Annotated in this window: 21 protein-coding genes and 6 pseudogenes; 16 read left to right on the plus strand and 11 right to left on the minus strand. The window is 69.6% G+C overall.

Annotation, left to right across the window (positions count from 1 at the left end; genetic code table 11):
* Positions 1-290 precede the first annotated feature (290 nt).
* Positions 291-1,217, minus strand: coding sequence for an alpha/beta hydrolase (locus IEZ04_RS30390; RefSeq protein WP_189220199.1), 927 nt, complete (start codon positions 1,215-1,217; stop codon positions 291-293).
* A gap of 130 nt (positions 1,218-1,347) precedes the next feature.
* On the opposite strand from IEZ04_RS30390, the gene IEZ04_RS30395 reads away from it, so the two are divergent.
* From IEZ04_RS30395 to IEZ04_RS35705, 3 genes are all read left to right on the plus strand, one after another.
* Positions 1,348-2,226 (plus strand): helix-turn-helix domain-containing protein, encoded by an 879-nt coding sequence (locus tag IEZ04_RS30395; protein ID WP_189220200.1) that lies wholly within the window; start codon positions 1,348-1,350, stop codon positions 2,224-2,226.
* Positions 2,227-2,433: 207 nt separating this feature from the next.
* Positions 2,434-2,964, plus strand: a complete 531-nt coding sequence (locus IEZ04_RS35700) for a zinc finger domain-containing protein (RefSeq protein ID WP_268245707.1) — start codon at positions 2,434-2,436, stop codon at positions 2,962-2,964.
* Entirely contained in the window at positions 2,897-3,403 is a 507-nt protein-coding gene (locus IEZ04_RS35705; protein ID WP_268245704.1) for a recombinase family protein, read from the plus strand. Before IEZ04_RS35700 ends, IEZ04_RS35705 begins: the two co-directional genes overlap by 68 nt.
* A gap of 884 nt (positions 3,404-4,287) precedes the next feature.
* Here IEZ04_RS35705 and IEZ04_RS30410 read toward each other — a convergent pair.
* Complete coding sequence (locus tag IEZ04_RS30410) at positions 4,288-4,698, minus strand: Imm10 family immunity protein (protein ID WP_189220201.1); 411 nt, start codon at positions 4,696-4,698, stop codon at positions 4,288-4,290.
* A 357-nt stretch (positions 4,699-5,055) separates the two neighbouring features.
* Here IEZ04_RS30410 and IEZ04_RS30420 point away from each other — a divergent pair.
* Positions 5,056-5,750: pseudogene (locus IEZ04_RS30420) on the plus strand (transposase); the annotation flags it as partial.
* 512 nt (positions 5,751-6,262) lie between these two features.
* Here the strand turns inward: IEZ04_RS30420 and IEZ04_RS35365 are convergent.
* Together IEZ04_RS35365 and IEZ04_RS30430 are read right to left on the minus strand one after the other, a co-directional pair.
* Positions 6,263-6,577 (minus strand): annotated as a pseudogene (locus IEZ04_RS35365) (RHS repeat-associated core domain-containing protein); the annotation flags it as partial.
* Positions 6,469-7,782, minus strand: a complete 1,314-nt coding sequence (locus tag IEZ04_RS30430; RefSeq protein ID WP_229821387.1) for a HEAT repeat domain-containing protein — start codon at positions 7,780-7,782, stop codon at positions 6,469-6,471. The gene IEZ04_RS30430 and the pseudogene IEZ04_RS35365, both read right to left, overlap by 109 nt.
* 610 nt (positions 7,783-8,392) lie before the next feature.
* On the opposite strand from IEZ04_RS30430, the gene IEZ04_RS30435 reads away from it, so the two are divergent.
* From IEZ04_RS30435 to IEZ04_RS30445, 3 genes are all read left to right on the plus strand, one after another.
* The gene (locus tag IEZ04_RS30435) at positions 8,393-8,965 is read left to right on the plus strand and encodes a TetR/AcrR family transcriptional regulator (RefSeq protein WP_189220202.1); all 573 of its coding nucleotides are present in this window, start codon (positions 8,393-8,395) and stop codon (positions 8,963-8,965) included.
* 155 nt (positions 8,966-9,120) lie between these two features.
* Complete coding sequence (locus IEZ04_RS30440) at positions 9,121-10,017, plus strand: SDR family NAD(P)-dependent oxidoreductase (RefSeq protein WP_189220203.1); 897 nt, start codon at positions 9,121-9,123, stop codon at positions 10,015-10,017.
* Between the two features lie 561 nt (positions 10,018-10,578).
* Positions 10,579-11,504, plus strand: a protein-coding gene (locus IEZ04_RS30445) for an IS5 family transposase (protein ID WP_428838059.1) whose coding sequence is annotated in 2 segments (ribosomal slippage) — positions 10,579-10,972 and positions 10,972-11,504 — 927 coding nt in all. Because the reading frame shifts where the segments join, the coding sequence is not laid out codon by codon here.
* Between the two features lie 14 nt (positions 11,505-11,518).
* On the opposite strand, the gene IEZ04_RS30450 is transcribed toward IEZ04_RS30445, so the two are convergent.
* The gene (locus tag IEZ04_RS30450) at positions 11,519-11,719 is read right to left on the minus strand and encodes a hypothetical protein (RefSeq protein ID WP_229821388.1); all 201 of its coding nucleotides are present in this window, start codon (positions 11,717-11,719) and stop codon (positions 11,519-11,521) included.
* Positions 11,720-12,016: 297 nt separating this feature from the next.
* Here IEZ04_RS30450 and IEZ04_RS30455 point away from each other — a divergent pair.
* Positions 12,017-13,241 (plus strand): annotated as a pseudogene (locus IEZ04_RS30455) (IS110 family RNA-guided transposase).
* 35 nt (positions 13,242-13,276) lie between these two features.
* Here the strand turns inward: IEZ04_RS30455 and IEZ04_RS30460 are convergent.
* The 4 genes from IEZ04_RS30460 to IEZ04_RS30475 form a co-directional block, all read right to left on the minus strand.
* Complete coding sequence (locus IEZ04_RS30460; RefSeq protein WP_229821389.1) at positions 13,277-13,891, minus strand: GrpB family protein; 615 nt, start codon at positions 13,889-13,891, stop codon at positions 13,277-13,279.
* A gap of 659 nt (positions 13,892-14,550) precedes the next feature.
* The gene (locus tag IEZ04_RS30465) at positions 14,551-15,273 is read right to left on the minus strand and encodes a hypothetical protein (protein ID WP_189220205.1); all 723 of its coding nucleotides are present in this window, start codon (positions 15,271-15,273) and stop codon (positions 14,551-14,553) included.
* Between the two features lie 78 nt (positions 15,274-15,351).
* Positions 15,352-15,540, minus strand: coding sequence for a helix-turn-helix domain-containing protein (locus IEZ04_RS35375; protein WP_229821390.1), 189 nt, complete (start codon positions 15,538-15,540; stop codon positions 15,352-15,354).
* A gap of 437 nt (positions 15,541-15,977) precedes the next feature.
* A complete protein-coding gene (locus IEZ04_RS30475; protein WP_189220206.1) occupies positions 15,978-16,991 on the minus strand; it encodes an AraC family transcriptional regulator in 1,014 nt (337 codons plus the stop codon).
* 90 nt (positions 16,992-17,081) lie between these two features.
* Here IEZ04_RS30475 and IEZ04_RS30480 point away from each other — a divergent pair, with 90 nt between their 5' ends.
* From IEZ04_RS30480 to IEZ04_RS30500, 5 genes and pseudogenes are all read left to right on the plus strand, one after another.
* Positions 17,082-17,918 carry an NAD(P)H-binding protein gene (locus IEZ04_RS30480; RefSeq protein ID WP_189220207.1) on the plus strand — a complete coding sequence of 279 codons (837 nt, stop codon included), beginning with the start codon at positions 17,082-17,084 and terminating at the stop codon, positions 17,916-17,918.
* A 123-nt stretch (positions 17,919-18,041) separates the two neighbouring features.
* On the plus strand, positions 18,042-18,641 hold the full coding sequence (locus IEZ04_RS30485; protein ID WP_189220208.1) for an NAD(P)H-dependent oxidoreductase: 600 nt from the start codon (positions 18,042-18,044) through the stop codon (positions 18,639-18,641).
* Positions 18,642-19,249: 608 nt separating this feature from the next.
* A pseudogene (locus IEZ04_RS36100) lies at positions 19,250-20,451 on the plus strand (DUF4158 domain-containing protein); the annotation flags it as partial.
* Positions 20,397-20,990 (plus strand): Tn3 family transposase, encoded by a 594-nt coding sequence (locus tag IEZ04_RS36105; RefSeq protein WP_189220209.1) that lies wholly within the window; start codon positions 20,397-20,399, stop codon positions 20,988-20,990. The pseudogene IEZ04_RS36100 and the gene IEZ04_RS36105, both read left to right, overlap by 55 nt.
* A 619-nt stretch (positions 20,991-21,609) precedes the next feature.
* On the plus strand, positions 21,610-21,951 hold the full coding sequence (locus IEZ04_RS30500) for a hypothetical protein (RefSeq protein WP_189220210.1): 342 nt from the start codon (positions 21,610-21,612) through the stop codon (positions 21,949-21,951).
* 629 nt (positions 21,952-22,580) lie between these two features.
* Here the strand turns inward: IEZ04_RS30500 and IEZ04_RS30505 are convergent.
* Positions 22,581-23,581, minus strand: a pseudogene (locus IEZ04_RS30505) (IS5 family transposase).
* Positions 23,582-23,685: 104 nt separating this feature from the next.
* Complete coding sequence (locus IEZ04_RS30510) at positions 23,686-24,720, minus strand: helix-turn-helix transcriptional regulator (protein WP_159027877.1); 1,035 nt, start codon at positions 24,718-24,720, stop codon at positions 23,686-23,688.
* 108 nt (positions 24,721-24,828) lie between these two features.
* On the opposite strand from IEZ04_RS30510, the gene IEZ04_RS30515 reads away from it, so the two are divergent.
* The 3 genes and pseudogenes from IEZ04_RS30515 to IEZ04_RS30525 form a co-directional block, all read left to right on the plus strand.
* Complete coding sequence (locus IEZ04_RS30515; RefSeq protein WP_153182573.1) at positions 24,829-25,221, plus strand: hypothetical protein; 393 nt, start codon at positions 24,829-24,831, stop codon at positions 25,219-25,221.
* Between the two features lie 53 nt (positions 25,222-25,274).
* Entirely contained in the window at positions 25,275-26,048 is a 774-nt protein-coding gene (locus IEZ04_RS30520; protein WP_055512680.1) for a glucose 1-dehydrogenase, read from the plus strand.
* Between the two features lie 6 nt (positions 26,049-26,054).
* A pseudogene (locus IEZ04_RS30525) lies at positions 26,055-26,210 on the plus strand (IS5/IS1182 family transposase); the annotation flags it as partial.
* Positions 26,211-26,456: the final 246 nt, after the last annotated feature.

Consider the following 26,456-nt stretch of genomic DNA (forward strand, 5'->3'; position numbering starts at 1 on the left):
GCTGTGAGCTTGTCGCCGTTGGCACGTCTGAGATCAGCTCCAGCAGGGCCGTCTCATCGTTGAGGACTCGGCGCGAGAGCAGTCGCTCGCCCCGTCCGTCCAGCACCACGCAGTGGTGCTGTTCCTTGTGCCCCAGCCCCAGCGGGCTGCCCCGAAGCCCGGAACGGCCGAGCGTGATGTAGGAGTCCAAGGAGCTCAAGATTTTTCCCTTGCATGGCAAACGGGAGCGGTTGCGTGGCCGCGAATATCGCCCGGGCCACGCGACCGCTTCCGCCGGGAAGGTGGGGGTGTCAGACCGTCGCGTGCGCGGTCTGCGCCGCGAGGTTCTGGGTGAAGAACGGGAGGAGTTCGGTGGTGACCTGGGGTACGTAGCGGTCGTAGAGGTCGACGTGACTGGCTCCTTCGATCCAGTGCAGCCGCTTGGGCTCGTTCGCCTTCTTGACCGCTTCCTCGGACATCCAGGCGGTGGCCGCTTCGCTGCCGGCGACCATCAGAAGCGGTCGCGGGGCGAGCAGACCGATGAGGTGGAAGGCGTCGAAGTTCACGATCTTGTCGACGCTGGAGAAGGTGAACTCGTCGGCCTGGCGCGGGTGCCGGCCGCGGTCGGTGCTGTAGTACTCCCAGGCTTCGTAGGAGTAGCGGCCGCCGGCGCGTGCCTCTTCCTCAGTTGGGAGCACGGACATCGTCGGGAGCGGCTCGCCGGCCGCCTCGGTGGTGCGTGCCGCGGCCGCCGCGTCGAGCAGCGCCTGGAGGACGGCGGGGTCCTGGGTGCCGTCGGGGCCGACTCGGAAGTACAGTCCGAGGTCGACGGCACTGACCGTCGCGACCGCGCGGATACGGTGGTCGGTGACCGCGGCGGGAATGACGTAGCCGCCGGAGGCACAGATGCCCAGGGCGCCGATCCGGTCGGAGTCGATCTCCGGGCGGGTGGTGAGATAGGAGACGGCGTTCTTGATGTCCTCGACACGCTGGGCGGGGTCCTCGGTGCCGCGGGGGGCGCCGCCGCTCTCGCCCTGGTAGGCGGCGTCGTAGGTGAGCGCGACGAATCCGGCGTCGGCAAGTCGCTGGGCGTAGGCGCCGGCGGTCTGCTCCTTGACGCCGCCGCCGGGGTGAGCGACGACCACGGCGGCGAGCGGGCCGTCGGCAGCGGTGTCGGGGGTGTGCAGGTGGCCGGCGAGGGTGATCCCGGCGCTGGTGAAGGTCACATCGGTTCGCATGACCCCACCGTGCCCGCTGTGCCCCGTGTGCGGGAGAGCTAGGTTCCTGCCTGGGGAAAGGCGTGCCGGGGAAGATTCTTTCCCCCCTTGATGGCCCGAGTCCGCGGCACGGTGGAAGCATAGTGGTGTCATGTCCGATTCGCGTTCATCCCGATCCGAGTTCGGTGCGTTCCTCAAGGCTCGCCGGGCCGAGCTGACGCCCGCGCAGGTGGGTCTCGCCGATGACGGGACCCTGCGGCGTGTCCCGGGGCTGCGCCGCGACGAGGTCGCCCGCCTTGCCACGATGAGTACCGATTACTACACCCGCATCGAGCAGGGGCGCGTGCGGGCCTCCGCGACCGTCCTTGCCTCCCTGGTACGGGCGCTGCGGCTCGACGAGGCACAGCAGGCTTACCTGTACGAGCTGGCGGGCAAGGCCCCCGCCCCGCGCCGCCGCGCCGGGCATCGGGTGCGGCCGTCGGTGCAGTGGACGCTCGACGCCCTCGGCCACTTGCCGGCGATGGTGCTGGGCCGCTACAACGACATCCTCGCCTGGAACACGGCCGCAGCGGCCCTCTACCAGGACTTCGGCAAACTGACGCCATCCGAGCGCAACTACACCAGACTGCTGTTCCTCGACCCGGCCATGCGCAGCCTCTTCACCGACTGGGAGGACATGGGCCGGCTCAGCGCGGCACTGCTGCGGATGGAGACCGCCAGCAACCCCGACGACCCGCGCCTGGCCACACTGGTCGGCGAACTGTCGGTACGCAGCCCCGAATTCCGCGAGTGGTGGAACGGACGGATCGTCTCCGACACCACCTACGGCCCCAAACGCTTCCGGCACCCCCTCGCCGGCCCCCTCACCCTCGACTGCGACACCTGGACCAGTCCGAACGACCCCGACGTCATGTTCATGGTCCTCACCGCCGAACCTGGCACCCCTGAGGACCACGCACTGCGGATCCTCAGCTCCTGGCAGACCGCCCCCGCCCCGACTGCACATCCGGCCGACACCCACCACGACTGATCCGGCGGTCCGACGCGTCCGGACCCGCCACCCCATCGCCTTGGCGCTCAGGCACGCGGGACGGGTGTTCCCAAAAACGACCCTTTCCCGGAGCAAGATCAAGAACAGTCGGCGGGGGCGGTCCGGATCGCGGATTCACTGTCACAATCCGTTCTCACAGTGGAACCAGGCATGTTCTGGGAAATGTTCGTGACAGCATCCAGGGGCATGACGGAACCTCAGACCGCACTTACGTCCGAAGCGGACGACGTCGAGCGCCACCCATGCCCACGCTGTAACGCATCGCCAGGCTCGCCCTGTCGCTCACGCTCCGGCGCGGTCGCCGGCACCTACCACACCGGCTGCTTCACCAAGGTGCCCCGGCTCGCGAGACTCCTGCGCGTTCCCACCCCCGCCGACCGCGGCCCCGGCCAGCCGTGGCGACCAGGCATCCCGGCACCTGCGCCCGTCGACCCGGACACCCCGACGGCAGACATCCGCATCGGATACGCCCGCTGCCCGACCCTCACCCAGGAACTTCAGACGCAGCTCGACGCGTTGGTCGCCCAGCGCATCCCCCGGGACAAGATCTTCTCGGAGAAGATTAGTACCCGGGTGCGAGTCCGCCCTCAGTTCGAGGCCGCGCTCGCCGCCGCTCGGGAGATCAAGGCTCACGCCCCGCACTGCCGGGGTGGTCTTCACCGTGTACGAGATGAAGCGCCTGGGGCGCGATGCCGCAGAGCTGACAGCCCTGGCTGACCATCTCACCGCCCACGGCCTGGTCCTGGAAATGCTTGCCGGACCTCTTCAGGGGATGTACGACCCCAGCGGTCCCGGACGCCTCCTGTTCGGGTTCTTCGCCGCGATGGCCGAGACCGAGCGAGAGAGCAACCGTGAGGCCACCCTCGAAGGACTCGACACCGCGGCCCGCAAGGGCAACCACGGCGGCCGGCCCCCGGTCATCACCGACGACATGCTGCACACCGTGCTCCGCCGCCGCGCGAACGGCGAGACCGTCGAGGACATCCAGCCCGACCTGCTCATCCCCACCGGCCGCCGCAAGGGACAGAGCCCCAGCCTCTCCAGCATCTACCGGGCGCTCGCTGAATATGAGAAGGCCCGGGCGTACCCGGGGGCCGTCGAGACCGCGCACGCCGACTACGCCGCCCTCCAGCAGCGTGACCGCAGCCCCGAGTAGTTACTCAGCGCTACACGCCACCTGGCGGCAGCTATACGAGAACAGGGCCAACACAGCCGGCACCGGGCATCAGCACCCGGCGCGCGTTGCCTCACACCGCCTCGCTCGCGAAAGCCCCTCTCCTCCACCGCGGCTGACCACGGCCCGGCCAACTCCTCAACCAACGACGCCAGATGCGCCACCGAAACGCCCGTGGATCACAGATGCCAAGCACTGCCCGATCGACCACGCCCCTCACGACACCAGGATGCCCACCCGCTGTCACGCACCGACTCGTTGGCTCGTGTGCTGCCCGAAGCCTTCGGGTGGCCACCGCACGGAGCTGCTTCCACTCGCTCACGCACCGCTCGACCGCGTTGCGGCGCCGGTACCGGGTCCTGTCGAAGGCCGGTGGGCTGCCGCCGCCCCGGCCGCGTCGTCGGCGCTTGTCCCGTTGGTCATCCCGCTCGGCGACGGTCGCCTTGATGCCGCGGCGCCGCAGGTGGCCGTGGTCGTCCCGGCTGGAGTGACCCGTGTCGCCGCGCAGGCGGTCCGGGCAGCGACGTGGCCGGCCCGAAACCCAGCCGCCGGACGTGCAGGTTCTTCAGCACAGGCACCGGCATGGGCTGTCGCCCGCTGGCCCGGAGGTGAGCCGGGGCAGCGGGCAGGCACGGTGGTCGCCACCCAGCCCTCCACGCACGGCGGCGCACTCCGTCGGAATGCCCGCCCCGACCACCGAGCCCGGATCCATACGCATGCGGACAGGGGCGCAGTCCCACACGATCCGCCTGGCTCCCACCCCCCCTGGTCCGGCCCTGCCGACAGTCACGTGAAGCCCCACCGGGTCAGACCGCTCGGTGGCGCGTGTGCCCGGCGACGCCGGACCGCCCGATTCTGCGGTTGGGTCAGACGGCCAGGCGAGTGGGCACAGCGTCCGCACGTCCGTATCCGAGCACCTGGGCGAGGACCTCTCGGAACACGACGACGTCTTCGGCCGGTGCTGCAATGACGGCCTCGATCTCGCTGTCGCTCAGCCGCAAGTCGTGCAGAGCTGCAGGATCGAGCGAGACACGGAGGACATCGCCCGTCAGGACGGCTTCACGCACACAGCCATACGCAGTCCCTTGTCCAGCTGTGACCAGGCAGTGCGTGTCCATCCCCAAGGCAACCTCCTGCTCATCGGGAACTTCCTCCCCCGCCATGAACATCAAGATGAAGCCACTGCCGTCCTCCGCCTCCGCGAGGGAGGCTTCCGTGAAGTAGCCGTCAGGATCTGTCTCTGTTCTGGCGGCGCGGGCGATGAATCGATACGTCATGACGGGGTTCTATCAGCGCGTCCAACCAGTCATGAGGCAGGGGCGGGCCGCTGTTCCAGCTCCATAGTCCTGGCCGCACCTGCTCTGACGGGACATCACGTCTGTGGAGTTCTGACACTTCCCAATGACGGCGTCAAGCTGGTGCGGAAGCTGAGACTGTGGGGTCGTAGCACCTGTGGTCGCGGATCATCGCCCAGAGGACATTGAGCCGACGGCGGGCGAGGGCCAGCACGGCCTGGACATGGCTCTTGCCCTCAGCTCGTTTGCACCGGTAGAAGCGCTGCGAGGCAGGGCACGAGCGCAAGCTGAGCACGGCGGCCAGATAGCAGGCCCGCAGCAGGCCGCGGTGGTAGCGACGGCGAGCGTGATCCGAAGGCGCTGTCCGAGCTGGCCGCGCCGAACGTGCGGACCCCGCAGGAGATGCTGGCCTAGGCGCTGACCGGCTACTTCACCGACCAGCACGCGTTCCTGGCGCGGACCGTGCTGAACCGGATCGACGGGGCAACCGTCATGGAACAGCGCCTCAATGCCCGCATCGAGGAGCACGTCCGTCCCTTTCACCGGCAGGTCGAACTGCTGGCCACCGTCCCCGGGGTGAGCGCTCACACCGCCGAGGTGATCCTCGCTGAGATCGGCGCCGATCTCTCCCGCTTCCCCTCGGCCGCCGCCTTGCCTCCTGGGCAGGAATCTGTCCGGGCAACTACGAGTCGGCGGGCAAGAACCCCTCCGGTCGCACCCGGCCCGGTGACCCATGGCTGGAGGGGGTGCCGGGCCAGGCTGCGATCCCCGCCTGCCGGACCAAGGACACCCACCTCGCCGCCCGTTACAAACGGCTGGTCGCCCGCCGCGGGCGTCGTCGGGCGCTGGTCGCCCTGCAGCACTCCATCCTCGTCTCGATCTGGCACATGTTCACCCGCGATCTCGAATACGCCGACCTGGGCGGCGACTACTTCCTCGAACGCGACGGCAAGACCCGGGCCACCCGCCGATTGGTCAGCCAACTCAACCGCCTCGGCTATCAGGTCAACCTCCAGCCTGTGCTCACCACATGAACGACTCTGACCTGCATAGACGGGGTTTGTCGTATCAGCGGTCGAGACCGTCACGGGACTGCGGGCGACCAAGTGTCAGGAGCCATAATGCGGCGACAGTTACTCAGGCCATACCCGAGCTCTGAGCCCCTCTGCGCCTACGAACGACCAGAGCGGGTCCGAGCCAAGACGGTAGGACAGCTACTGAGAGCGCTTCTCGTCGATCTGTCGCCAACTTGTCGTTGGCGACAGATCGACGAGAATCCGACAGATCCGCAGCGGCCCTACAGAGGTCCACGGCCGTTGGTCGGCGTGTCTACGCCCTTCCTCCTCGCCCGGCGCCCGACTTCCGGCGGGCGACAGCGATGCTGCCTGACACGAGGCCGGCCGCAGCGAACAGCACGGCAGACTGCCGAACCGCCCAGTCGAACAGGCCTGCTACGGTCGCGAGAACACCCACGAGGCAGGTGACCGCAGTACAGCTCAACACCAGAAGCGCGTTGTTCGGACTCTTGCGTGCCACAGAGTTCTCCTCAGAAGAAGGCTCCGGCTGCTCCACCGAGCAGGCCACCCCAGAATCCGTTCTCTCGCTCCGTCTGCGTACCTCCGGCAATGGTGGCTCCTGCAGCGCCGCCTCCTGCGCCCCAGAACGCACCCGTGACAACTGCGGCACCGACACACGCGGCTTCGGCCGTACCTACGCATGCCGCTCCCACTGCCGCCGCGCCGAGCCCGCCAGCTACGGTGCCAGCGACAACGCCGACAGCGTCGGCAATTGAGAACAAGCCGGTCGGATCACTGTTGTTGATGGGATCGCCCGCGGCGTAGAGGTAGGGATTGGTTTCCTGGCCGCTCGGGTCGGGTTGGGTGAAGCGGCCGAGGTGCGGGTCGTAGGAGCGGGCCCCCTCTTGTGCAGCCCTGTGGGGTCGGCGTACGCCCCGGCGTAGCGGTACGGCTGGGGGACGACCTCGGTGGGGTGGTGCGGGGCAGGCCGGTGGGGCCGTAGGCGTAGGTGTGGGTGCGCTTGCCGGACACTGTCGACCAGGCCGAGGACGTTGCCGGTGGCGTCGGTGAGGTAGGAGTAGGACTTCCCCCCAAAGGTCATGGAGTGCAGTGTGCCCCCGGGTTCCCGGATGAATCCGGTGTCCACGAGGTCCAGCGCCCGCAGCCCTGCCACCGCCCGTGCTCGCACTCCGGCCGCCGGGTGTGCCAGCAGCGGCCACAGCAGACCGGCGTCCGCGCGGTTTCCGCACTCGGCCAGCCCGATGACCGCACCGGGCGGCAGCCCGGGATCATCCGGTGCCGCACACCGCTTCCGGTACCAGGGCGCCGGATCGCCTCCGTGCTGCCGCACCACGTACCGGGCACAGGCACGTACCAGGGCGGAGCGGTCGGCGAGGAACGGCTCCGCCTGCTTCGGCCGTCCCGCCCGCCGCAGCGCGGTGACGCCCGCCGAACGGGTGCGCGGACCGCGCGCGCTCAGCAGTGGTGCGAGCACTTCGTCCCAGGCGCCCTCCTCGTCCCGCAGGGATGTGAGTGCCGCGGTGGCGCACAGGTCCTGGACCACCGTGTCCTGGTCCCGGGCGGCCGCCCGGGCCAGCTCGGCGGGGCGAAGAAGCCGGCGCTCGACGGCCAGCCTGTATCCGAACCGCCGCACGGTGCGGTCCGGGTGGGCGAGAAAAGCGGCGAGCCGCCCGCGGGGTGCCCGGCCCAGCACCTCCTCGAGCAGCTCGGTACCGAAGATGCCGCGGTCGCGGCGGCCGACGAGCAGGATCAGCGGCGCCAGGTCGACGGCGGTGCCCGCGTCCAGGGCCTCGCGCAGCCGCTTGCGGGCGCGCTCGCGCACTGGTTCGGCCCAGTCGGCGCAGCGGATCACGATCAGCGGCAGCAGACCGGGATAGCGCGCCGACCGGCGCACCGCCGCCTCGCGGATCCGCCCGTCCCGGTGGCACAGGGCGAGCGCGAGCCGGGACTCATCCAGCTGTGTCAGGTCGGCAGGCAGCGGGTCAGTGTGCTCCCACTCCGGCAGGAGCTGCGACCGGTACCAGGCCACCTCCCGCACCCCCCGCGTCCAGCACAAGCCAGTCACCGGGGCCGACGACAGCCAACGCCTCCCGCAGCGGCGCACCTCCCGCCAGGCGCACCGCCACCGCTGCCCCGTCCTCAAGGTCCTCGCCCATCCCCGCCCCCGTTCATCCGGCCGTACCGGGGAATCGTAGGGCGCGGGGGGTGCACGCAGGTCGCGTGAGATACCGCTGCTGAACGTGGCGCAGTACGCCTGGCCGTTCCAGGGACTTGTCGTCTCCCCCGCCCGCCGGCTCCCGGTGTTCCGATGACGGCGGGTGGACTTCAGGCGTGGTTACCTCCTCTCACAGCTCCGCTCCTGGACCTCGCACCACTTGAGATCCAACGCCGATCATCAGCTCCAGATACCCGACTCGCCTGCGCGATCTACTGTGCGAGAGCGAGTGGTGCGGACTCAGATGATCAGGGCGATCGGATCCGGGAAGACCCTCATGGCCGTGCGCAGCGCGAAAGGGCCTCAGGCGGGCCGGGTGCTGTGTTGGTGCCGCAGCCGGACTCGCTGGTGCAGATCCGGGCTGCTTGGGGTGCAGAGCCCTCTTGCCGTCGGACCGGCCCGGCCTGCTGCTTATGCTGGGGCCGTGACACCGAGGGCGGGGCAGGAGACAGAGCTGCGGGCAGATGCGGTGCGCAATCGCGCCCGGATCCTACGGATCGCCCGCGAGCAACTGGCCGCTGGTGACACGTCACTGCAGCTGAACGCCATCGCCCGGCTTGCCGGGGTGGGTGTCGGGACGGTCTACCGGCATTTCCCCAACCGTCATGCGCTGGTTGAGGCGCTCTCGGCGGAACGCTTTCGGGAGCTGATCGCAGAGGCGCGGGCGGCGGTCGCCGCCGAGGACCCGCTCGCGGGCCTGCACCGTCTGCTGCGCTTCGCGCTCGACCGCATGCTCGACGACCCGGACTTCGCGGCCGTGCTGGAGTCTGCGGCCGACGTCAGGTCACAGACCTCGGACATGAGGGCCGAGCTCGACCAGGCGGTCACCGGCCTGCTGGACCGCGCCCGTCTGGCCGGCGCGATCAGAGACGGTGTCGATGCCGAGGACGTGCGCCGCTTGCTGTGCGGTGTGCAACATGCGGTGCGCTCCGGGGGCGGTGCACGCCGGGACCTCTACCTGGGCATTCTGCTCGAGGGTCTGCGCCCGCCGCGCTGACGGCGGCACACTTCGTCTCCCGCCCGTGTCGGTCCGGCGGTCCGTCGGGCTGTTCACCTTCCCCGCACTAACCGGATAGCTATCCGATTGTGTTAGCGTGCACCCATCGAAACGGATAACTATCCACTTGGTGTGCGGCAGTGAGGGGCGGGGTCATGAGCGAGCGGGCAGTGGTGACGGCGGGTACCGGGGGCATCGGTCTGGAGACCGCGAAGGGACTCGCGCGGCAGGGGTTCGCCGTGACGGTGGTCGGCCGCAACGCCGAGCGCGGCACGAGCGCCATCGAGGAGGTCGCGGCGGTCGCGACCGGAGCCGCACCGCGATTCGTGGCCACCGACCTCGCATCGCTCGACCAGGTGCGGGCGCTGGCCGCGCACCTGGCAGCCGAAGGTCCGCTGAAGGTGCTGGTCAACAACGTCGGTGCGATGTTCCCGCAATGCCGGCAGACCGTCGACGGCATCGAGGCGTCCTTCGCCGTCAACCACCTCTCGCCGTATCTGCTGACCGAGCTGCTGCTCGACCGGCTCCAGGCAGCCGCACCGAGCCGGATCGTCAACGTCACCTCCGCCGCCGTCAAGGCCGCCAAGCGCACCTTTGACGCTGTGGAACCGCCGGGCGGTTACTACGGCTTCCACTGGTACGGCCGAGCCAAGCTCGCCAACCTCGCCTACACCCTTCACCTGGCTGAACGCCTCCGCGGCACCGGGGTCACCGTCTTCGCGGCCGACCCCGGCGGCGCCGCCACCAGCATGACCGACGGCACCATGACCTCACCGAAGATCGTCTCCCCGCCACTGCGCCTGCTGTGGCCGCTGGTGCGCCGGACCTTCACACGCGCCACCTCCGGCCCCGCGTCGGTGGCCGCCTCGCCGTCCGTCTTCGCGGCCACCGATGCCTCACTCGACGGGCAGACCGGCGTACTCATCGGGCCCGAGGCCCGTCCGGCCCCCGTTTTCCGTGGCGCCGACGACCCCCGGACCATCGAGAAGGTCCTCGAGCTCAGCCGGCGGCTGGCGCCCCTGGACGGCGGTCACGGCGTGCAGCACAAGTGACGTCCGACCGCCGCCCCGCCCTGGACGACGTCCAGGACTCCGGTCTGCGGCAGATCCGCCGCAGACCGGAACGAAGAGGGTGCTGCCGCTTCTCGTGAACATCGAACACCGCATCATGGGAGCGCCTCCGGGGCGGTGAACATCCGCTGTCGACACCCGTGAACAATGCCAGCCGCTGCAGTGTCCTGACGGCGTCGGCGTGCGCGCTGGCCAGGCGGCCTAATCCGTTGTTGAGAGCGGCAGGCAGGACGAGAAGTCCGGCAGATCGTTCGAGTGGCGGTGGCCGTACGGGGTGCCGGGTAGATGCATACGGTTCGGCCTGGCCCATGAGGCCTTGGGACAGACGGGGCACCTCTTGGTTCCCGCCGGCCATCGCCGCGGCGTGCACCTTGGCTTTCATTGGTGCCGAGCAACGCCTGGCATGGCTGGTTGGAAGGCTCGAATCGATCGGCGCCGTCCAGCGCCGTCAGGCGTCAACACCCGGACCCTGGAGACCTGTTGGTGTTAGGACTTGTCCGGTCGATCATGTGACTGCTGAATGGCCGGGCCGTTGGTATGGGCATGGGACGGGGTGATCTGACGGACGCGGAGTGGGAACGGCTCGAGCCGTTCCTGCCGGTCAGCAACGGCCGTTGTGGCCGGTGGCGGGATCACCGGCAGGTGATCGACGGCATTCTGCACCGGGTGCGGACCGGGGTGCAGTGGCGTGGCCTTCCCGACCGGTTCGGCCCGTGGAAGACCGTCTATGAACGCCACCGGTTGTGGTCGGCCGACGGCACCTGGGAACGACTGCTGCAGCGGGTGCAGGCTGCGGCCGACGCGGCCGGTGAGATCGACTGGGACATCGCGGTGGACTCCACGATCGTGCGGGCACATCAGCACGCGGCCGGCGCCCGCACGGATCCGCCGCCGACGTCAAAGGGGGCCGAAGCGGCGGAACACCAGCCCGAACCGCCATGGCAGAGCCTCGTGGCCCGGCTGGTGGAGGTGGTGCGGGAGGTGAGGGCCTGGGCCGCTCGCGCGGCGGGTTCACGAGCAAGCTCCACCTGAGCGCCGACGGGCGCTGCCGCCCGCTGTCCCTGGTCGTCACTGGCGGGCAGCGGGCGGACTGTACCCAGTGCGAGCCGGTGCTGGAGAAGATCTGTGTGCCTCGCCCGGGGCCGGGGCGGCCGCGCAGCAGGCCGGACGGTCTGGCCGCGGACAAGGCCTACAGCAACGGCCCGTGCCGCCGATACCTGCGCCGCCGGAACATCCGGCACACCATCCCGGAGAAGAGCGACAGCCAGGCCGCCCGCCGGCGCAAGGGCTCACGCGGCGGACGGCCGCCGGGCTTCGACGAGGAGCGGTACAAGAAACGCAACACCGTCGAGCGAGCGATCAACAAGCTCAAGCAGGCCCGTGCGGTGGCCACTCGCTACGACAAACGCCGTTACGTCTACCTCGGCACCGCCACCGTCGCGGCCCTGGTCATCTGGCTCCGCACGTAATGGGTTCGGGCATGTCAGTAATCCATCGCCATCACAACGTAAAGACATGCGCAAACCGTGACTACGCAGATAACGACCATGGCGACCAACGCACAGCCAAGTGCCCCTGCGGTCCCCGCAATCGCTGCCCAGCCGAACCGTGTAGCACGCTCGGCCTGCTGCACCGCGTCGAGGTACTTTCTGTCGTCGTACCAGCCATCATCAATCGTGATCACCCCCTGCTGGACCCTACAACCAGCCATTCCGCCTGGGCACGACGGACGCTGGCCTACACGGCGATGGAGTGATCGCCCGGACAGCTCCTAGTGGGGCGAGCTCACTTCACGGTGACCTCTCAATAGGCCTGAGCCGTCTGAGCTCCTGCATAGACCGAGGCCCGTGGGGCGGGCTGGTGCCATGAACAGCTACTGAGGTGGCGGACCGGTCGTGAGGGCTGAGTCCTGGGATTAGGTCGCTGCGTGGCCCGCGTGAGCTCGTGGACAGTAAGGACTGAGCACGGCGGAGGGAAGATCTTGATCTACTGCGGCATCGACTGGGCCAAGCGCTTCCATGACGTCGCCCTGGTCGACGACAGCGGCCAACTCCTCGCCAAGCGGCACATCACCGACGACGCTGCTGGCTATCGGATCCTGGATCTACTCGCCGAGTACGGCGACACCGAGGACGATCCGATCCCCGTCGCGATCGAAACCTCCCGCGGCCTTCTGGTCGCGGTGCTGCGCACGGGCAAGCGCAAAATGTTTGCGATCAACCCGATGGCCGCCGCCCGCTACCGCGACCGGCACTCCGTCTCCCGCAAGAAGTGCGACCGCGGCGACGCCCTGGTCCTGGCGAACATCCTGCGCACCGACATGCACGCCCACCGGCCGCTGCCGCAGGACACTGAGCTGGCCCGAGCCGTCGCGGTTCTCGCTCGTGCCCAGCAGGATGCCGTCTGGAACCGCCAGCGGATTGTCAACCAGCTCCGCTCCCTGCTGCGGGAGTACTATCCCGCAGTTCTGACGGCTGTCGACTCGTGGAAAGGGCCTGTGCCGGCCCGAGGCCCGCGAACTTCTCTGCCTCGCTCCGACCCCGACGCGAGCCGCGAAGCTGACCCGCACGCAGCTCCAGGCCGCCCTCGAACGAGCTGGCCGGCAGCGCGGCATCACCGCAGAGGCGGACCGGCTCCGTAACCTCCTGCGAGGCGACTGGGCTCACCAACCTCAGCTGGTAGAAGACGCACTCGGCAAGCAGATGCTCGCCCTACTTCTCCAGCTGGGAGCCGCCTCCAAAGCCGCGGACGATCTCGAGAAGGCGGTTGAAGAAGCATTCCCTCAGCACCCGGACGCTGAGATCCTCCTCAGCTTCCCCGGCCTCGGCATCCAGCTCGGCGCCCGGGTCCTGGCCGAGATCGGCGACGACCGCCAGCGGTTCGCGGACCCCCGCGGGCTGAAGGCCCACGCGGGCGCCTCACCCATCACCCGCGCCTCAGGCAGGAAGTCGAGCGTCACCCGACGGTGGGTGAAGAACGACCGCCTCAACCACGTCGGCTACCTCTGGGCCTTCTCGGCCCCTAACGCCTCGCCCGGCGCCAGAACGCACTACCTCAGGCGTCGCAACGAGCACGGTGACTGGCACGCATCCGCCCAACGGAACCTTTTCAACCGTCTGCTCGGCCAGCTCTACCACTGCCTCCAACACCGCGAGCTGTTCGACGAACAAACCGCTTCCCCATCCGGCCTGACCGTCGCGGCCTGACAGCGAGGTCGGCTGGGAGCACACTGCGCGACGGCTCAGGTTCCCTGGCCGGCCCGCGCCAGGATCCGCTCGACCACCTCGGTCTTGGCGTCGGCGTAGTTCTGCAGGTACTCCCAGGTCTGCTCAGCCAGGGACCGCTTGGTCTCGGCGTACAACGTGCGGTCGGCGGCATCGCTGCGCAGCCGATCCCGGAACAGCAGCATCCGGTCCACCTCCGGGCAGCCGTCCGACAGCACGTGCAGATTGGCTGCGTCGGCGCTCGGGCCGAGGTCGTACTTGCGCAGCACACGGTGCTCGTACCAGCCGGGCTCACGGATGACGAGGTCAAAGCCGAGACCTTCTAGGACCGGCAGGTAGGCCGCTTCGTCGGCCGAGTCCGGGACGATCAGCAGCATGTCGACGACGGGCTTGGCGGGCAGGCCCTGCACGGACGTGGAGCCGACGTGCTCGATCCGGCAGCCAGGGCCACTGAGCCGGGCGCGGATCGCAGCAGCTTCCCGCTCGAAGATGCCGGGCCAGCGCGGGTCGTACTCGACGAGGGCAACCTGGCCGTCCAGCTTGGGTGCAGACCCCACATTCGCGGCCTGGATTTCCTCCGCGGTCATCGGCTCGCGCGAGAACTCCTGCTGTTGGCGGCCGGGTTCAGACATGACTGACTCCTGTCCTCGACTCGAACGCAGACCAGTGAACCACCCATGACGGCTTCGACTGGAGCATCCAGCAACTCGCTGCAACTTGACGAGGTAAATCCCTGAGGTGTCTGTCCCGGTGTCCTCGGCCAGGAGGGTGCCGGCGCCGGCCAGGTCGCGTACGAGACTGCGGATGCGGTGCGGTTCCAGGGCGCGGACGAAGGGGTCGGTCCGCTGCAGGCCATAGAGCATTTCGTGGCGCAGCAGGTCGGACAGGGGCAGGAGGGAGAACTGGTGTGCGGCCAGATAGGGGACTGCTGCACCGCCCAGTGCCCGGCGTCGACGGGATGCCGGCGGTTGTCCTTGTTCCATCGCCGGGCGCGGTGATTGCACAGGCCGCGGGAGTTGTAGGCGGGGCTGGGGCAGGCGGGGACCTGGCAGGAGAGGTCGTCGGTGCAGAGCTCGGCGCGGTCCCGCAGCCAGGCTTCCTCGGTGCCCCTGACGGCGTGGTGTTTCCAGGCGTTGTAGTGCGTGGCGCACATGCCCCTGCACTGGCGGGGGCGGACGCACTGCACGCCGTCGCGGGTGGTGGAGCACCGGACGGTGACATGGCCGGGAAAGCTGCGCCGGCGGGCCGGGCGGTAGGTCAGGGCGAAATCGTCCGGATCCTGGCCTGAGGGTTACAGCTGCTCGACGCGGGGAGAGCAGAAGATCCTCCTGGTGATGACGATGATGTCGCAGGCCCGCGTCCGGCAGGTGGCGGAAGAGGTGCGAGGGCTGGCCAGGTCACCGGTGAACAGCCGGTGCCGGCCATCCCACTCCCCCGGCCGCCAACTGCCGTTGAGGCGGTCCTGGAGCCAGGCGAGCCAGGCCCGGCTGTCCCAGCCGGTCCGGCCCGGCGCGACGGGAGGCGTGGACAGGCGCAGGATGCGGCTCACCGGTGTTCCCGCAGGGCCTGTACGCGCTCGACGGCCCGCCGGGTCTCGGCATCGGTGACGTGCCGGTAAGCGCTCCCGCTCCATGGACAGCGGGGAGAGATGCCCCCACAGACGCTGCACCACATCACGGTCCACACCGCCGCGCAGCGCCACGTAGTCGCCGATAGGACAGCACGGCCGGCGCGGGTGTCCCGGCTCGAGCCGGGACCGGACGAGGTGATCGGGGCCGGTCACCACCGGCGGGCGGGTGCGGGCGGCCTCCTCCTCGCGTCGGGCCCGCAGGTCGAGGTGGTCCTGCAGCAGCTGCCGCAGCAGCAGGCGGCCCTGGTGGTCGAGGAGTTCCTCCAGCTCGTGGTGGGCCAGCCGGCCAGTGCGCGGATCATTGAGTCCGGCGGCGAGCGCGGTGAAGACATTCGTCGAGGCCGCAAACGGGTCAGGCGTCGACGCGGGGTCGTAGCGTGCCATCGTGGGACTCTTTTCCTGAGCGGTACTGGGTTGGCACCTTCGACCGCAGGGAGGGGAGTCCCGTGGTCACCATCCCCTTCACGAGGTGGCGTCGCCGGTGGGCGGCAGGGCGAACACCCCGGGAGTGTCCTCGGTCAGCCAGCCGCGTCGCACCAGCCGCTTCAGTTTCGAGCGCACCCCTGCGACCTTGGACAGGTTGTCGCTGTCCAGCCCGATGCGCACGGCGATCTGCTTGGCCCGCAGCGGCCCGCCGGCATCGGCCAGCACCTCCCAGCACCTCCCAGCACCTCCTGACAGGCCGTGGGCAGCACCGACGTCTGCGCACCCGGCCGCCACGGCGGCACCGTCAGCACCCCGATCACCGCATCCGTGTCCGGCCCGTCATGACCCTCGGCCCCGTCGACATCGTCCGGCTCCGAGGCTGCCGGCGTACCGGACTCGGCAAGCACCTCCGCCACGGTCTCCCGCATGATGCGCAACCGCATCAGCCGTTCCTCCGCGGCCGGGAGCTGCCCGGTCAACTCTTCGATCCGCCCGCGCAGATCCTCCACCAGGGCACCAGCCGCGGCTTCCCACTGCTGCGGTTCCTCGATCAACGAGCTCATCGCCGCCTCCAAGGTCCTGCCGCAACACTAGGAGACGCCGATCCACCCGCCCAGACCGCTCGAACTGTCCCCGCGGAAGAGCTATACCCGTAGGAGTCGTCAGGCGGGTGAGCCGGCCCGAACCGGGATGGCGGGCCCGCCACCCGGGTGTGCCGGGAGGTTGCCGGCCGGCTGCTGGGACGGGGCTGTCGCGGCGTTGCGGTACGCGCTGGGGCTGACGCCGCGGACCCGTTTGAACGCCGCGCTGAACGCGAACGCGTCGGAGTAGCCCACCGTGCGGGCGATCTCCACGACAGTCGCCGTTTCGCGCTCGGTCAGCAGGTCCGCCGCGAGCGTCATCCGCCACCGGGCGAGGTAGGTCAGTGGCGGCTCGCCGACCAGGTCGGTGAACCGCTTGGCCAGCGTGGAGCGCGACACGCCAGTGCGCTCGGCCAGTTCGGCGACCGTCCACGGCGCCGCCGGCTCGCCGTGCAGCAGCCGCAGCGCGCCGCCGACCACCGGGTCCCGCCCGGCGGAGTACCAGCCCGGGGGATCGCCGTCGGGCCGGTCGAAGTACTCGCGCAGCGCGCACACCAGCATCCAGTCCAGCAGTCGGTCGAGGACCACCTGCTGGCCCGGCGTGTCGGTGGCGACCTCGGCGGCGAGGTGGTCCCACACGGGGTCGGGCCCGGCGTCGGACCCCGCGCGCAGTACGACGGGCAGCGCGTCCAGCAGCCTGCGGCTGATCTCGCCGCGCACCGGGTAGGCGCCGACGACCAGCGTCGTCGCGCCGTCGCCTCCGTCATGGGTTTCGTACCAGCCGAGCCGGTGCCGGGTCCCGCCCTGATCGGGCGTCGAGCAGAACGCGCCGCACGCGACGGGCTCCGCCCGGGTGCCCACCTCGTCGACGAAGAGGAACGGCGCCGGACCTCGCACGATCAGTGTCTCGCCGACGCGCAGGGGTTCGGGCGGGCGGTGCTCCGGCACGATCCAGCCGCCTCCGGAGAGGACGGTGCACAGCGTCAGTGGTGCACCGTCCACGAAGTGCAGCGCCCAGGGCGGGGTCAGGATCGAGCTGCCGAACAACGAGCCCTGAGCCCGCACCCCGCGTAGGAGGTCACCGAAAGCGTCCATCCCGCAAGACTAGACAAGCTGGACGATCGACCAGGTGATTCGGCTTATCACCTATGGATCTGTCCGAATACGTGTCGTTGAATCGCCGTCATGAGCAACGACACCACTCTGGTCCTCGGCGCGACAGGCAACACCGGCCGGCGGGTCGCCGCCCGGTTGCGGCTGCGCGACACGCACGTACGCGCCGCCTCCCGTTCCAGCCGGACCCCGTTCGACTGGTTCCGCCCCGACGGCTGGGACCAGGTCCTGCAGGGCGTCACCACCGCCTACGTGGTGCCTCCGACCGTGCCCGGTCCAGTGCACGAGTTCGTGGCGCGGGCCGAGGCCGCCGGCGTGCGGCGCCTGGTCCTGCTCTCCGGTCACGGCGCCGACGACTGGGGCGACTCCGAGTTCGGGCTGGACATGCGCTCGGCCGAGGACGCCGTGCGCGGTTCGGCGCTGGAGTGGACCGTTCTGCGCGCCGCGAACTTCGCCCAGAACTTTGTCGGGCCTCCCTTCCGCGCCCCGCTGGCCGCCGGCGAGCTGGCGCTTCCGGCGGGTACGGTGCCCGAGCCGTTCATCGACCTCGAGGACGTCGCCGACGTCGCGGCCGCGGTGCTGTCCGAGCCCGGCCGGCACGCCGGTCGGGTCTACGAGCTGACCGGGCCGCGCGGGCTGACCTGGGCGGAGGCGGTCGGGCTGATCTCCCGGGCGTCCGGGCTGCCCATCGCCTACCGGCAGATCTCCCCCGCCGAGTACACCGCGGCGTTGGTTCAGGAGGGCTGGAGCGAGGACGAGGCCCATATCCTCGCCGAGATGTTCGTGCTGTTGGAGCGCGGGGCGACCGCCTGGACGACGAACGACGTCGCCACCGTGCTGGGACGCGCGCCGCGGACCTTCGAGGACTTCGTCCTGCGGGCCGCGGCAGCGGGAGCCTGGCGGCGCTGAGGTCACGGCGGCCGCTCCGGCGTAGTGGACCCCCGAAGGAGCCCACGCGCAAAGGAGCCCACGCGCCGTCCCGCACATCCTTGTCTCTGTGAATGTCCGCTTCTCACGTGATGGGAACTATCGATGCACACCTTGCTGGTTGCCGCCAACCCGGACTCCCAGTCCCTGACGCATTTCGTGCTGGGCAGACTCGAAGCAGCGCTTCCTCCCGGTTCGGTCGAGATCGCCGACTTGTCCGGGGAGGGGTTCGACCCCCGGTTCACTTCAGCGGATCGTCGGGCGTACCAGGAGGGTGGCAGCTATCCGGCCGACGTCGTGGCTGAGCAGCGTCGTCTTGAGCGTGCCACCGATCTCGTGCTGGTCTTCCCCGTGTACTGGTGGTCGATGCCCGCACTGCTGAAGGGGTGGATCGATCGCGTCTTCGTCAACGGCTGGGCCTTCGAGTACTCCCCCGCTTCGGGCTTGCGGCCGAAACTGCAGAACCTCACCACGCATCTCGTACCCATCGCCGGCGGCGACTCCGGTGCGTACGAGCGCCACGGATACGAGAAGGCACTGCGGACGCAGATCGAGCACGGCATCATCGACTACTGCGGCAGCAGGCGCGGTTCCACAGCGTTCATCTATGAATCCGAACAGCTTTCCCCCCAGTCCACAGAGCAAGGTGTCGACCGTGCGGTGCGGACCGTCAGCGAGGCCATTCGTGCCCGCCTGAAGGAGTGATGCGTGTCATGTCATCGCACGGGTGGCCTGCTGTGGTGTTCAGCGCGCACGCTCGTCGGCGGCGTGCCACCGCATGATGGGGTCCGACGCTGCCCACCGTTCTGTCCGCTGGCCTAAGCTTGACGTGAGGTTTCCCCGTTGTTCGGGGGAACCTCAAGGCCACGCAGGTGCCGGGCGCGGTGCGGCGGCTGAACCGGCTGCAGCTGGCCGTGGGAGTGTGCGGGCGGCCCTGGAGGGATGGTGTCGGGATATCGCCATGGCAGCATGCGCCTATGGGTCTTGATCTTGTCCCACCCGTAGTGTCGGCCCTCTGCGGATCGGCATGCCGCGCGAGGCCGCGAACAGCGCACCCGGCTCACTGCGCGACGTAAGAGAGCCGTCCGCGGCCGGTCAGGCGGGACAGTGCGTCGAGTGCCTTGCCGCTGTTGCGGTTCACCGGCACGCATTACACCGGCCTCGGGGAACATCGGTACAGCGGTTGGCGCTGAGATTGATCATGGCCCGCCAGCACACCGGCTGGGGGCTCCGTTGGGGGTTCGAGGAAAGATCGCCGGGCGGGTGCTGGGGCTGGGGCTGGGGCTGGGGCTGGGGCTGGCTACGGTCCGCTCGTGCCGGTGGAGTTTCTGACTGATGAGCAGGCCGAGGCGGACGGGAAGTTCGCCGAGGAGCCGACCCGCCCCGAGCTGGAGCGGTTCTTCTTCCTGGACGACGTCGACCGCGATCTGATCACCCGGCGACGCTCCACGCACCACCGGCTCGGCTTCGCGCCCCAGATGTGCACGGTGCGCTACATCGGCCGGTCCCTCCCGGACGACCCGCTGGACGCGCCGTGGCCGGTGGTCGAGCACCTGGCCGCGCAGCTCGGCATCGAGGACCCGTCGGTGGTGAAGCGGTACACCGAGCGGCCGAAGACGGCGTACGAGCACGCGTGGGAGATCCGGGACGCCTACGAGTACCGCGAGTACGACGACGCAGGGTGGTCCCGGCGGTTCCGCACCTTCCTGCACGGCCGGGCCTGGACGCACGCCGAGGACCCGAAGGCGCTGTTCGACCACGCGGTGGGCTGGCTGCGCCGTCACCGAGTGCTGCTGCAGGGAGTGAGCGTGCCGGCCCGGCAGGTGTCGGAGGCGCGGAAGGTCGCGGAGAAGCGGCTGCACGCCACGGTCGCGAGGGCCGCTCGGCGGGCGGACCCGGCGCTGCCCGGGACCTGGTGGCGACGCTTAAGACGCCGGAGGGGTTCCGGTTCTCGGAGCTGGAGCGGCTGCGCCGGCCGCCGACACGGACGACGGGTACCGGGTTCGCCCACGCGCTGGAGCGGGTGGACGAGATCGGCGCGTACCGGCTCGGTCGGCTGAGGCTGTCGCAGATTCCCCCCGAACCGGATGGCGGCGCCGGCCCGGTACGCGCTGGGGTCGAAGGCGCCGCTGCTGGAACGGGCGGCGGAGCCCAAGCGCACGGCGATGCTCACCGCGGTGATGCGGCACCTGGAGGCGAAGGCGATCGATGAGGCCCTGGACCTGTTTCAGGTCCTGATGGCCACCCGGCTGTTGAACACGGCGAAGCGGAGGACGGCGAAGCGGAAGACGGAGAAACGGCGAAGCGGAAGACGGAGAAGCGGAAGACGGAGAAGGATCGGCTGTCCACGCTGCCGCAGCTGGAGAAGGCGTCACGGGTGCTCGCGCGGGCGGCGAAGGTGCTGTTCGGGGAACTGGAGCTGGTCGAGGAACACGGCACGGACCTGGACGTGGCCGCGCTGTGGGCGGCGGTGGAGGAAGTCGCCCCGCGCGCCGCCTTGATGACCGCGGCGGCCGCCCGACCCCGCTGGGCACCGCGTTCGCGGAGTACGGGCGGATCGCCAAGACCGAGCATCTGGTGCGCGTGGTCGACCCGGTCGATGACATCTATCGCCGGCAGATGAATCGGCAGCTCACCGTGCAGGAGTCCCGCCACAAGCTGGCCCGGGACGTGTGCCACGGCAAGCGCTGCACCATCCGCCAGGCGTACCGCGACGGCATGGAGGACCAGCTCGGCGCGCTCGGTCTGGTCCTCAACGCCATCGTCCTCTGGACGACGAGTACATCGACGCCGCCGTCGCCCAGCGCCAGGCCGAAGGCCACGAGCTCCGGGAGGAGGACACCGTCCGGCTCTCCCCGCTCAAGCACCCACGCCTTGATCAGGCGCTCGGCCTCGACGGCGGCCTCCGACTCCGGCAGGCCGCGATGGGTGGGCTGGAACTCCATGGCAGGTCTCCGATCAAGAGGGGGGACGGCTGTGCCCTCCCGGCCAGAGGGCGGCGGGGAGGGCACAGCAGGGAGGGGAAGGCGACTAGCGGGAAGCTCGGGGCGGTGATGGGGCAACTTGTTGTACCCGATCACAGCCGCTGACGGCACACCTGTGCCCTTCGGCGGCCGCGACCATGGGTGGTGTTGGTGTTCGCACGTACGGACACAGGACGGGAATCCTTCTGCCGGACAGAACGCCGCGGCAATACCCCCAGAGAGTGAGTGCGGCCGTCCGTGCATTGACGCTCGGGACCGCCGCGCCACCCGAAGCGCGCGTGCAGACGAGCGACTTGTTCGTGACCGCGGTCAGCCGATGGTGCCGGGATCGATGCCCTGCGCCCTTGCGAGGGCAAACAGCACGCGCTCGATCGCATCCAGGCGCTGTGTGATGGTGTGCTCGCCGCCGCACCGGGCGAGGCGGGCCAGCCGCTGCCTTGGAGGGCTGTCCGTGCCGGGAGTTCGGGCGTACGCTGCGACTAGTCCGTGAACTGCTGGTCGTCCGTTGCTACGGCGCCACGGTCCGACGATCACTCGGGGCCCAAGGGGCGCTCCTACGTCAGCGGCTGTCTCCTGCGGGATCCGTAGCCCGCGTCTTCGGCATCGTTCGAGGAACCGCCGCGGCCCAGCCCATCGCCCGGTCGCCCCCCGCTTCCCCGGCAGTGCATGGTATTTGGGGAATTGCGGTCATGTCCGACCACTTCATCGACGACCTCATGTTCATCACGCCCCTGGGGCACGCACCGGGCATCAGGCTCTTCGGCCAGATCACAGCAGCCCACAAAAGCCCGGTGACCCTGGCTCTGCTGCACTGCCAAGGACAGCACCAGGACACCACCGACGTCACCGTCGACCTCACCGGCGTCCAGTACCTCTCCCAGGACGCGCTGAAGGCCCTGCTCGACGTCGCCCGCGCCCTGCCGCCACCCCTCCGCCTGACTCTGCGCGCACGCCCCGAACTCGGCCTCCCGCAACGGCTCACCACCCACGGCTGGCACGAAAGCGACAACCTTCGAGTCAACGAAGCCTGAACACGCGCCCCACGGTCGCGGTCGCCGGAGGCCGAGACGAGAATCGCCCTCACCCGCCTCGCCCACACCGCCAGCCAAATGCTCCGAGAAGCGCTTCCCGGGCCGCACCGGCGTACCCGCCGAGCCCCGACCGGCAGCACAAGCACCGACCCGGTGGACAAGGGGCAACGCACAGGACTGCGCGACAGGCGTGACACGGCGGAGCTGACGGAGCGGTGTCCTGGAGCAGCGCGGTGGACGACCGACGGGCTGTAGTACATACGACTCCGGACGCCGCCCCGGCAGGCGCGAGGCCGCGCCTGCCGTCCACGACGCTGCGGTCGCGACCGGCCGCGGCACCCGGAGGGCGGTCCGTCTTCTCTTCCCGCTTGTCGCTTCGAGGTCTGCATTCCTGCCCGCGCGGGGCAATGCACGCCGTTCGGCGGTCCTGCCCCCAACGGCCCGGGCTCTCGACCCGGCGGAACGAGGGCTGTATGTGGCCGACAGCCTCTAGGAGTGTCCTGAAGATCTTGAAACTGCGCCCGACTTACACCAGTTGATACCGATTGACTTTTCCGGGCAATCCGGTGCGAACCAGGCGGCCGGAGCAAGATCTTCAGCGGTCTTCTAGGGACCGTATTGAGTTCCGATCAATGGGTGGCTCGGGTGAGGCCCTTGAGCCAGATCATCGAGGCGCGTAGGTGGAGGCCGGCGAGGTAGCTGTCGGGAGACTTGTCGTACCTGGTGGCGATGCCACGCCAGGCCTTCATCTTGTTGATCAGCCGCTCGACGGTGTTCCTCACCTTGTAGAGCTCGGCGTCGAAGTCGACGGGCCTACCGCCCTGGGAGCCCTTCTTCTTGCGGTTGGCCAGCTGGTCCTTCTTCTCCGGGATGACCGCACGGATGCGGCGTCTGCGCAGGTGGGCGCGGTTGGCACGGGAGGAATAGGCCTTGTCGCCCGCCACGGCGTCCGGCCGGGTGCGCGGACGGCCCACGGGCAGACGGACGCGCATCTGGTTCAGGACGGGGATGAACTGAGGGCTGTCGGCGGCCTGCCCGGCGGTCAGGAGCAGCACCAGCGGGCGGCACCTGCGGTCGCCGGCGAGGTGGATCTTGCTGGTCTGCCCGCCCCGGGAGCGGCCCAGCGAAGCGGCCTTCAGCCGCAGCCGGTGCCGGCGCCGGACGCGGCGCCGCTCCTGCCGTCCGGGGTCGGTGTCGATGCCCTGTCCGGTTCGTCCGTTGTTGTCGCCCCCTTTGACCTGGCTTTTTCTTCGGCCGCGGCCTTCTCCAGCGCGGTGAGGACGTCTGGGCTCAGGTGCATGCCGGCCGCGTCCTGGTGGGCGCGCACGGTGGTGGAGTCGATACTGACCAGGGACAGGTCCACCTCGTCCCGCCGGGCCGCCTCCGCGATCAGCCCCTCCAGCAGGGCCTGGAAGACGCCCGCGTCGCGCCACTGGCTAAAGCGGTTGTGCACGGTGGGCCAGGCACCGAACTCAGCCGGCATCTCCCGCCACTGCCCACCGGTCCTGAACCGCCAGATCACCCCCTCGAACTGCTGCCGCAACCGCTCGGGATACGGACCGAACCGGCCGATCGGCAGACAGGACTCGATGAACTCCCATTCAGCGTCGCTCAGTTGCACCTGCGTCATGACACCAGGTCTGCCGGCTCACGCCGTGCCGCGAGGTCGAATCCCGCAGATTGATCACAACTGGATACGGTCCCTAACGAAAAACTCAGTAATCACTCGTCCGGTCACAGGCCCAGGACCGTCGCCACCAGTTCGCTGCGGCTGCGGACACCGGTCTTCGCGAACACACTCTTCAGATGGTCCTGCACGGTCGCCGCGGTGATGTGCAGTTCCACGGCGATGGTCCGCGACGGCAGACCGGCGACGACTCGCGCCAGCACGTCCCGCTCGCGCGGTGTAAGCCCGTACGCGAGCAGCAGTATCTCGGCCACGTCGGCGGCCGGCGCCGGATGTACCGTCACGGCGATGGCCGCCGGGTGCGGGCCACCACTCAGCGGCGAGGCCTGGACGGAGAGCCACCGGCCCGAGCGGCCGCGGATGCGTCCGTACGCCGGCAGCTCAGCGCCTCTTCCCCGTGCGGCCACCTCCAGGATCGCGGACGGCAGTTCCGCCTGCGACGGACCCAGCTCGTCCCGCCAGAGTTTCGCGGCCAGGTTCTCCGAAAACAGCCGCAAGTCCTGGTCGAGCAGGAGCACTCCGGCCTCGGACGGGCCCGCAGCGGTGTCGTCGGGTGCCCGGTGGGCGGCCCGGCGCAGGGCCGCACCGACCGGGGCGGACAGCCGCCGCAGGACGCCGACGTCGGCCGGGGTGAAGTCGGGCCGCCGGCCGCCGCGGAAGAGGGCGACGACGCCCCAGCAGCGGCCGTCCACCACGAAGCCCGCCCGCAGCTCGTGCCGTGCGTCGATCATCGGCAGCACGGTCCGGTAGCGGTGGCTGGATTCCGGATCACCGCCGGTGGCCGCACCGAGCGTGCCCGCGGACACCTCGGAGCGGGCCAGCGCCGCGAACTTCAGGACGTCGTCCACCAGGTACTCGTTGTGCGCGGCGGCCGCGGCCGCCTCCGGCACGAGCCCGGCGCTGACTTGGTCGGCGGTCAGCAGCGTCATCGGGTCGATCGTGCTGAAGCAGTAGGAGTCGGCCGGGATGAGGCGTGTCAGCCGGTCGGCGATCCGGCGGCGCAGTATTCGGGAGTCGAGGTCGAGACGGCAGATCGCCTCGATGTCGCGCACGGTCTCGCGCCGGACCATCGGGGAACTCACCCTTGCCACGGTATCCCAGAAATGTGGGAGGGCCGCCCGACCTCCAGGCGCCTACCGTGGGTCCGAGAAACCCCAGGTCACCGGAGGTACACCGACATGTCCCCGTCCATGCTCAACGTCGGACTGGATCCAGCGCTGGTGGACGACGCGCCCTCGTCACGGGCGGCGTTCCCTGAAATCGACGCCGAGGCGGTCCGGGCCGGAATGGCCGCGGGCCGGGCTCGGCTCGAGGAGCTCGGCCTCAGTGTCGATGTCTGCCTGCTCGACTACGGCCGCACGGCCGAGGCGGTCTTTCGCGCCGCGTTGACCGCCAAGGACTACGACATCGTGCTGATCGGCGCCGGCGTCCGGCTGGACCCGGAGCTGACCCCGCTGTTGGAGGTGCTGGTCAACACCACCCACGAGCTGGCACCCGGCGCGAAGCTCTGCTTCAACGTCAGCCCGACGACGGCTGTCGAAGCCGTCCAGCGGTGGTGGCCCGAACACAAGCCGCTGGTCTAGGCGCTCCATAGCACTCAAGAGACGATTCGATGAACGGGAGGCGGTCTTCCGCCATGTCTGCAAGAGCACTCGAGGACAAGGTCGCACTGGTCACCGGCGGCAGCCGGGGCATCGGCCGGGCGATCGCGGAGCGGCTCGCCCAGGACGGCGCCGCCGTCGGCGTCACCTACGCCCGCGACGAGACGGCGGCGAGCGAGACCGTCGAAAACATCCGCAAGAACGGAGGACGGGCCTTCGCACTCCAGGCGGGGCTGGGCGAACGCGGCGACGCGGCCCGCCTCTGGGCCGCCTTCGACGCCGCGGGCACGGAGCACGTGCCCGACGGGAAGCTCGACATCATCGTCAACAACGTCGGCATCGGGGATTTCGCATCCCTGGAGTCGTTGACCGAGGACGCCTTCGACAAGGTCTTCGCCGTGAACGTGCGTGCACCGTTCTTCGTCACGCAGCAGGGACTGCCGCGCCTGCGCGACGGGGGCCGGATCATCAACATCTCCAGCTCCGTGGCCCGCCTGGCCACGCCGGGAATGATCGCCTACGGCGCCACCAAGGGAGCCCTGGACAACTTCAGTCTCGCCCTCGCCAAGGAGCTGGGCCCCCGGGGCATCACGGTCAACTCGGTGGCCCCCGGAACCGTCCTCACCGATGCCAGCGCGGCCACCCTGCTGGGCGATCCGCATGCCGAGGCGCAAGCGGCGTCTCTTGCCGCCCTCGGCCGGATCGGGCGGCCGGAAGACATGGCCGACATCGTGGCCTTCCTCGCCTCCGACGACGCACGCTGGGTAACCGGCCAGGTCATCGACGCAACGGGAGGCATGGCCCTCTGACGTGCTAAGGAGAGGAACACCGTCGAGCGGCTGATCAACAAGATGAAGGCCTGGCGTGGCATCGCCACCCGGTACGACAAGTCTCCCGACAGCTACCTCGCCGGCCTCCACCTACGCGCCTCGATGATCTGGCTCAAGGACCTCACCCGAGCCACCCATTGATCGGAACTCAATACGGTCCCTAGGGCACCACCCGGGCCGTGCCCGTCTCCGGCAGGCGGCCACCGCCTGGCTGACCGATGACGCCCCTGCACCCCACACCGCCGCCACCGCTCTGCCTTCGCGCCAGTGGACTGTGCTGCCACCACGACGCCGTTTGGGTCATCAATTCGTCCAAGACATCCTGCTGTGCATCTCTGTCACCGCTGCCAAGACGCATCACTCTGCGTGAGGCCGCGCAGCGGTAGG

It is taken from the genome of Streptomyces ruber (genome assembly GCF_014648075.1).
Taxonomy (GTDB): domain Bacteria; phylum Actinomycetota; class Actinomycetes; order Streptomycetales; family Streptomycetaceae; genus Streptomyces; species Streptomyces ruber.

What these genes read in the sequence shown, in the direction of transcription:
- IEZ04_RS30390 (WP_189220199.1), bottom strand. Translation starts at nt 1,217, where the DNA reads ATGCGAACCGATGTGACCTTCACCAGCGCCGGGATCACCCTCGCCGGC.
- IEZ04_RS30395 (WP_189220200.1), top strand. Translation starts at nt 1,348, where the DNA reads ATGTCCGATTCGCGTTCATCCCGATCCGAGTTCGGTGCGTTCCTCAAG.
- IEZ04_RS35700 (WP_268245707.1), top strand. Translation starts at nt 2,434, where the DNA reads ATGACGGAACCTCAGACCGCACTTACGTCCGAAGCGGACGACGTCGAG.
- IEZ04_RS30410 (WP_189220201.1), bottom strand. Translation starts at nt 4,698, where the DNA reads ATGACGTATCGATTCATCGCCCGCGCCGCCAGAACAGAGACAGATCCT.
- IEZ04_RS30440 (WP_189220203.1), top strand. Translation starts at nt 9,121, where the DNA reads ATGAGCGAGCGGGCAGTGGTGACGGCGGGTACCGGGGGCATCGGTCTG.
- IEZ04_RS30460 (WP_229821389.1), bottom strand. Translation starts at nt 13,891, where the DNA reads ATGTCTGAACCCGGCCGCCAACAGCAGGAGTTCTCGCGCGAGCCGATG.
- IEZ04_RS30465 (WP_189220205.1), bottom strand. Translation starts at nt 15,273, where the DNA reads ATGGCACGCTACGACCCCGCGTCGACGCCTGACCCGTTTGCGGCCTCG.
- IEZ04_RS30475 (WP_189220206.1), bottom strand. Translation starts at nt 16,991, where the DNA reads ATGGACGCTTTCGGTGACCTCCTACGCGGGGTGCGGGCTCAGGGCTCG.
- IEZ04_RS30480 (WP_189220207.1), top strand. Translation starts at nt 17,082, where the DNA reads ATGAGCAACGACACCACTCTGGTCCTCGGCGCGACAGGCAACACCGGC.
- IEZ04_RS30485 (WP_189220208.1), top strand. Translation starts at nt 18,042, where the DNA reads ATGCACACCTTGCTGGTTGCCGCCAACCCGGACTCCCAGTCCCTGACG.
- IEZ04_RS30500 (WP_189220210.1), top strand. Translation starts at nt 21,610, where the DNA reads ATGTCCGACCACTTCATCGACGACCTCATGTTCATCACGCCCCTGGGG.
- IEZ04_RS30515 (WP_153182573.1), top strand. Translation starts at nt 24,829, where the DNA reads ATGCTCAACGTCGGACTGGATCCAGCGCTGGTGGACGACGCGCCCTCG.
- IEZ04_RS30520 (WP_055512680.1), top strand. Translation starts at nt 25,275, where the DNA reads ATGTCTGCAAGAGCACTCGAGGACAAGGTCGCACTGGTCACCGGCGGC.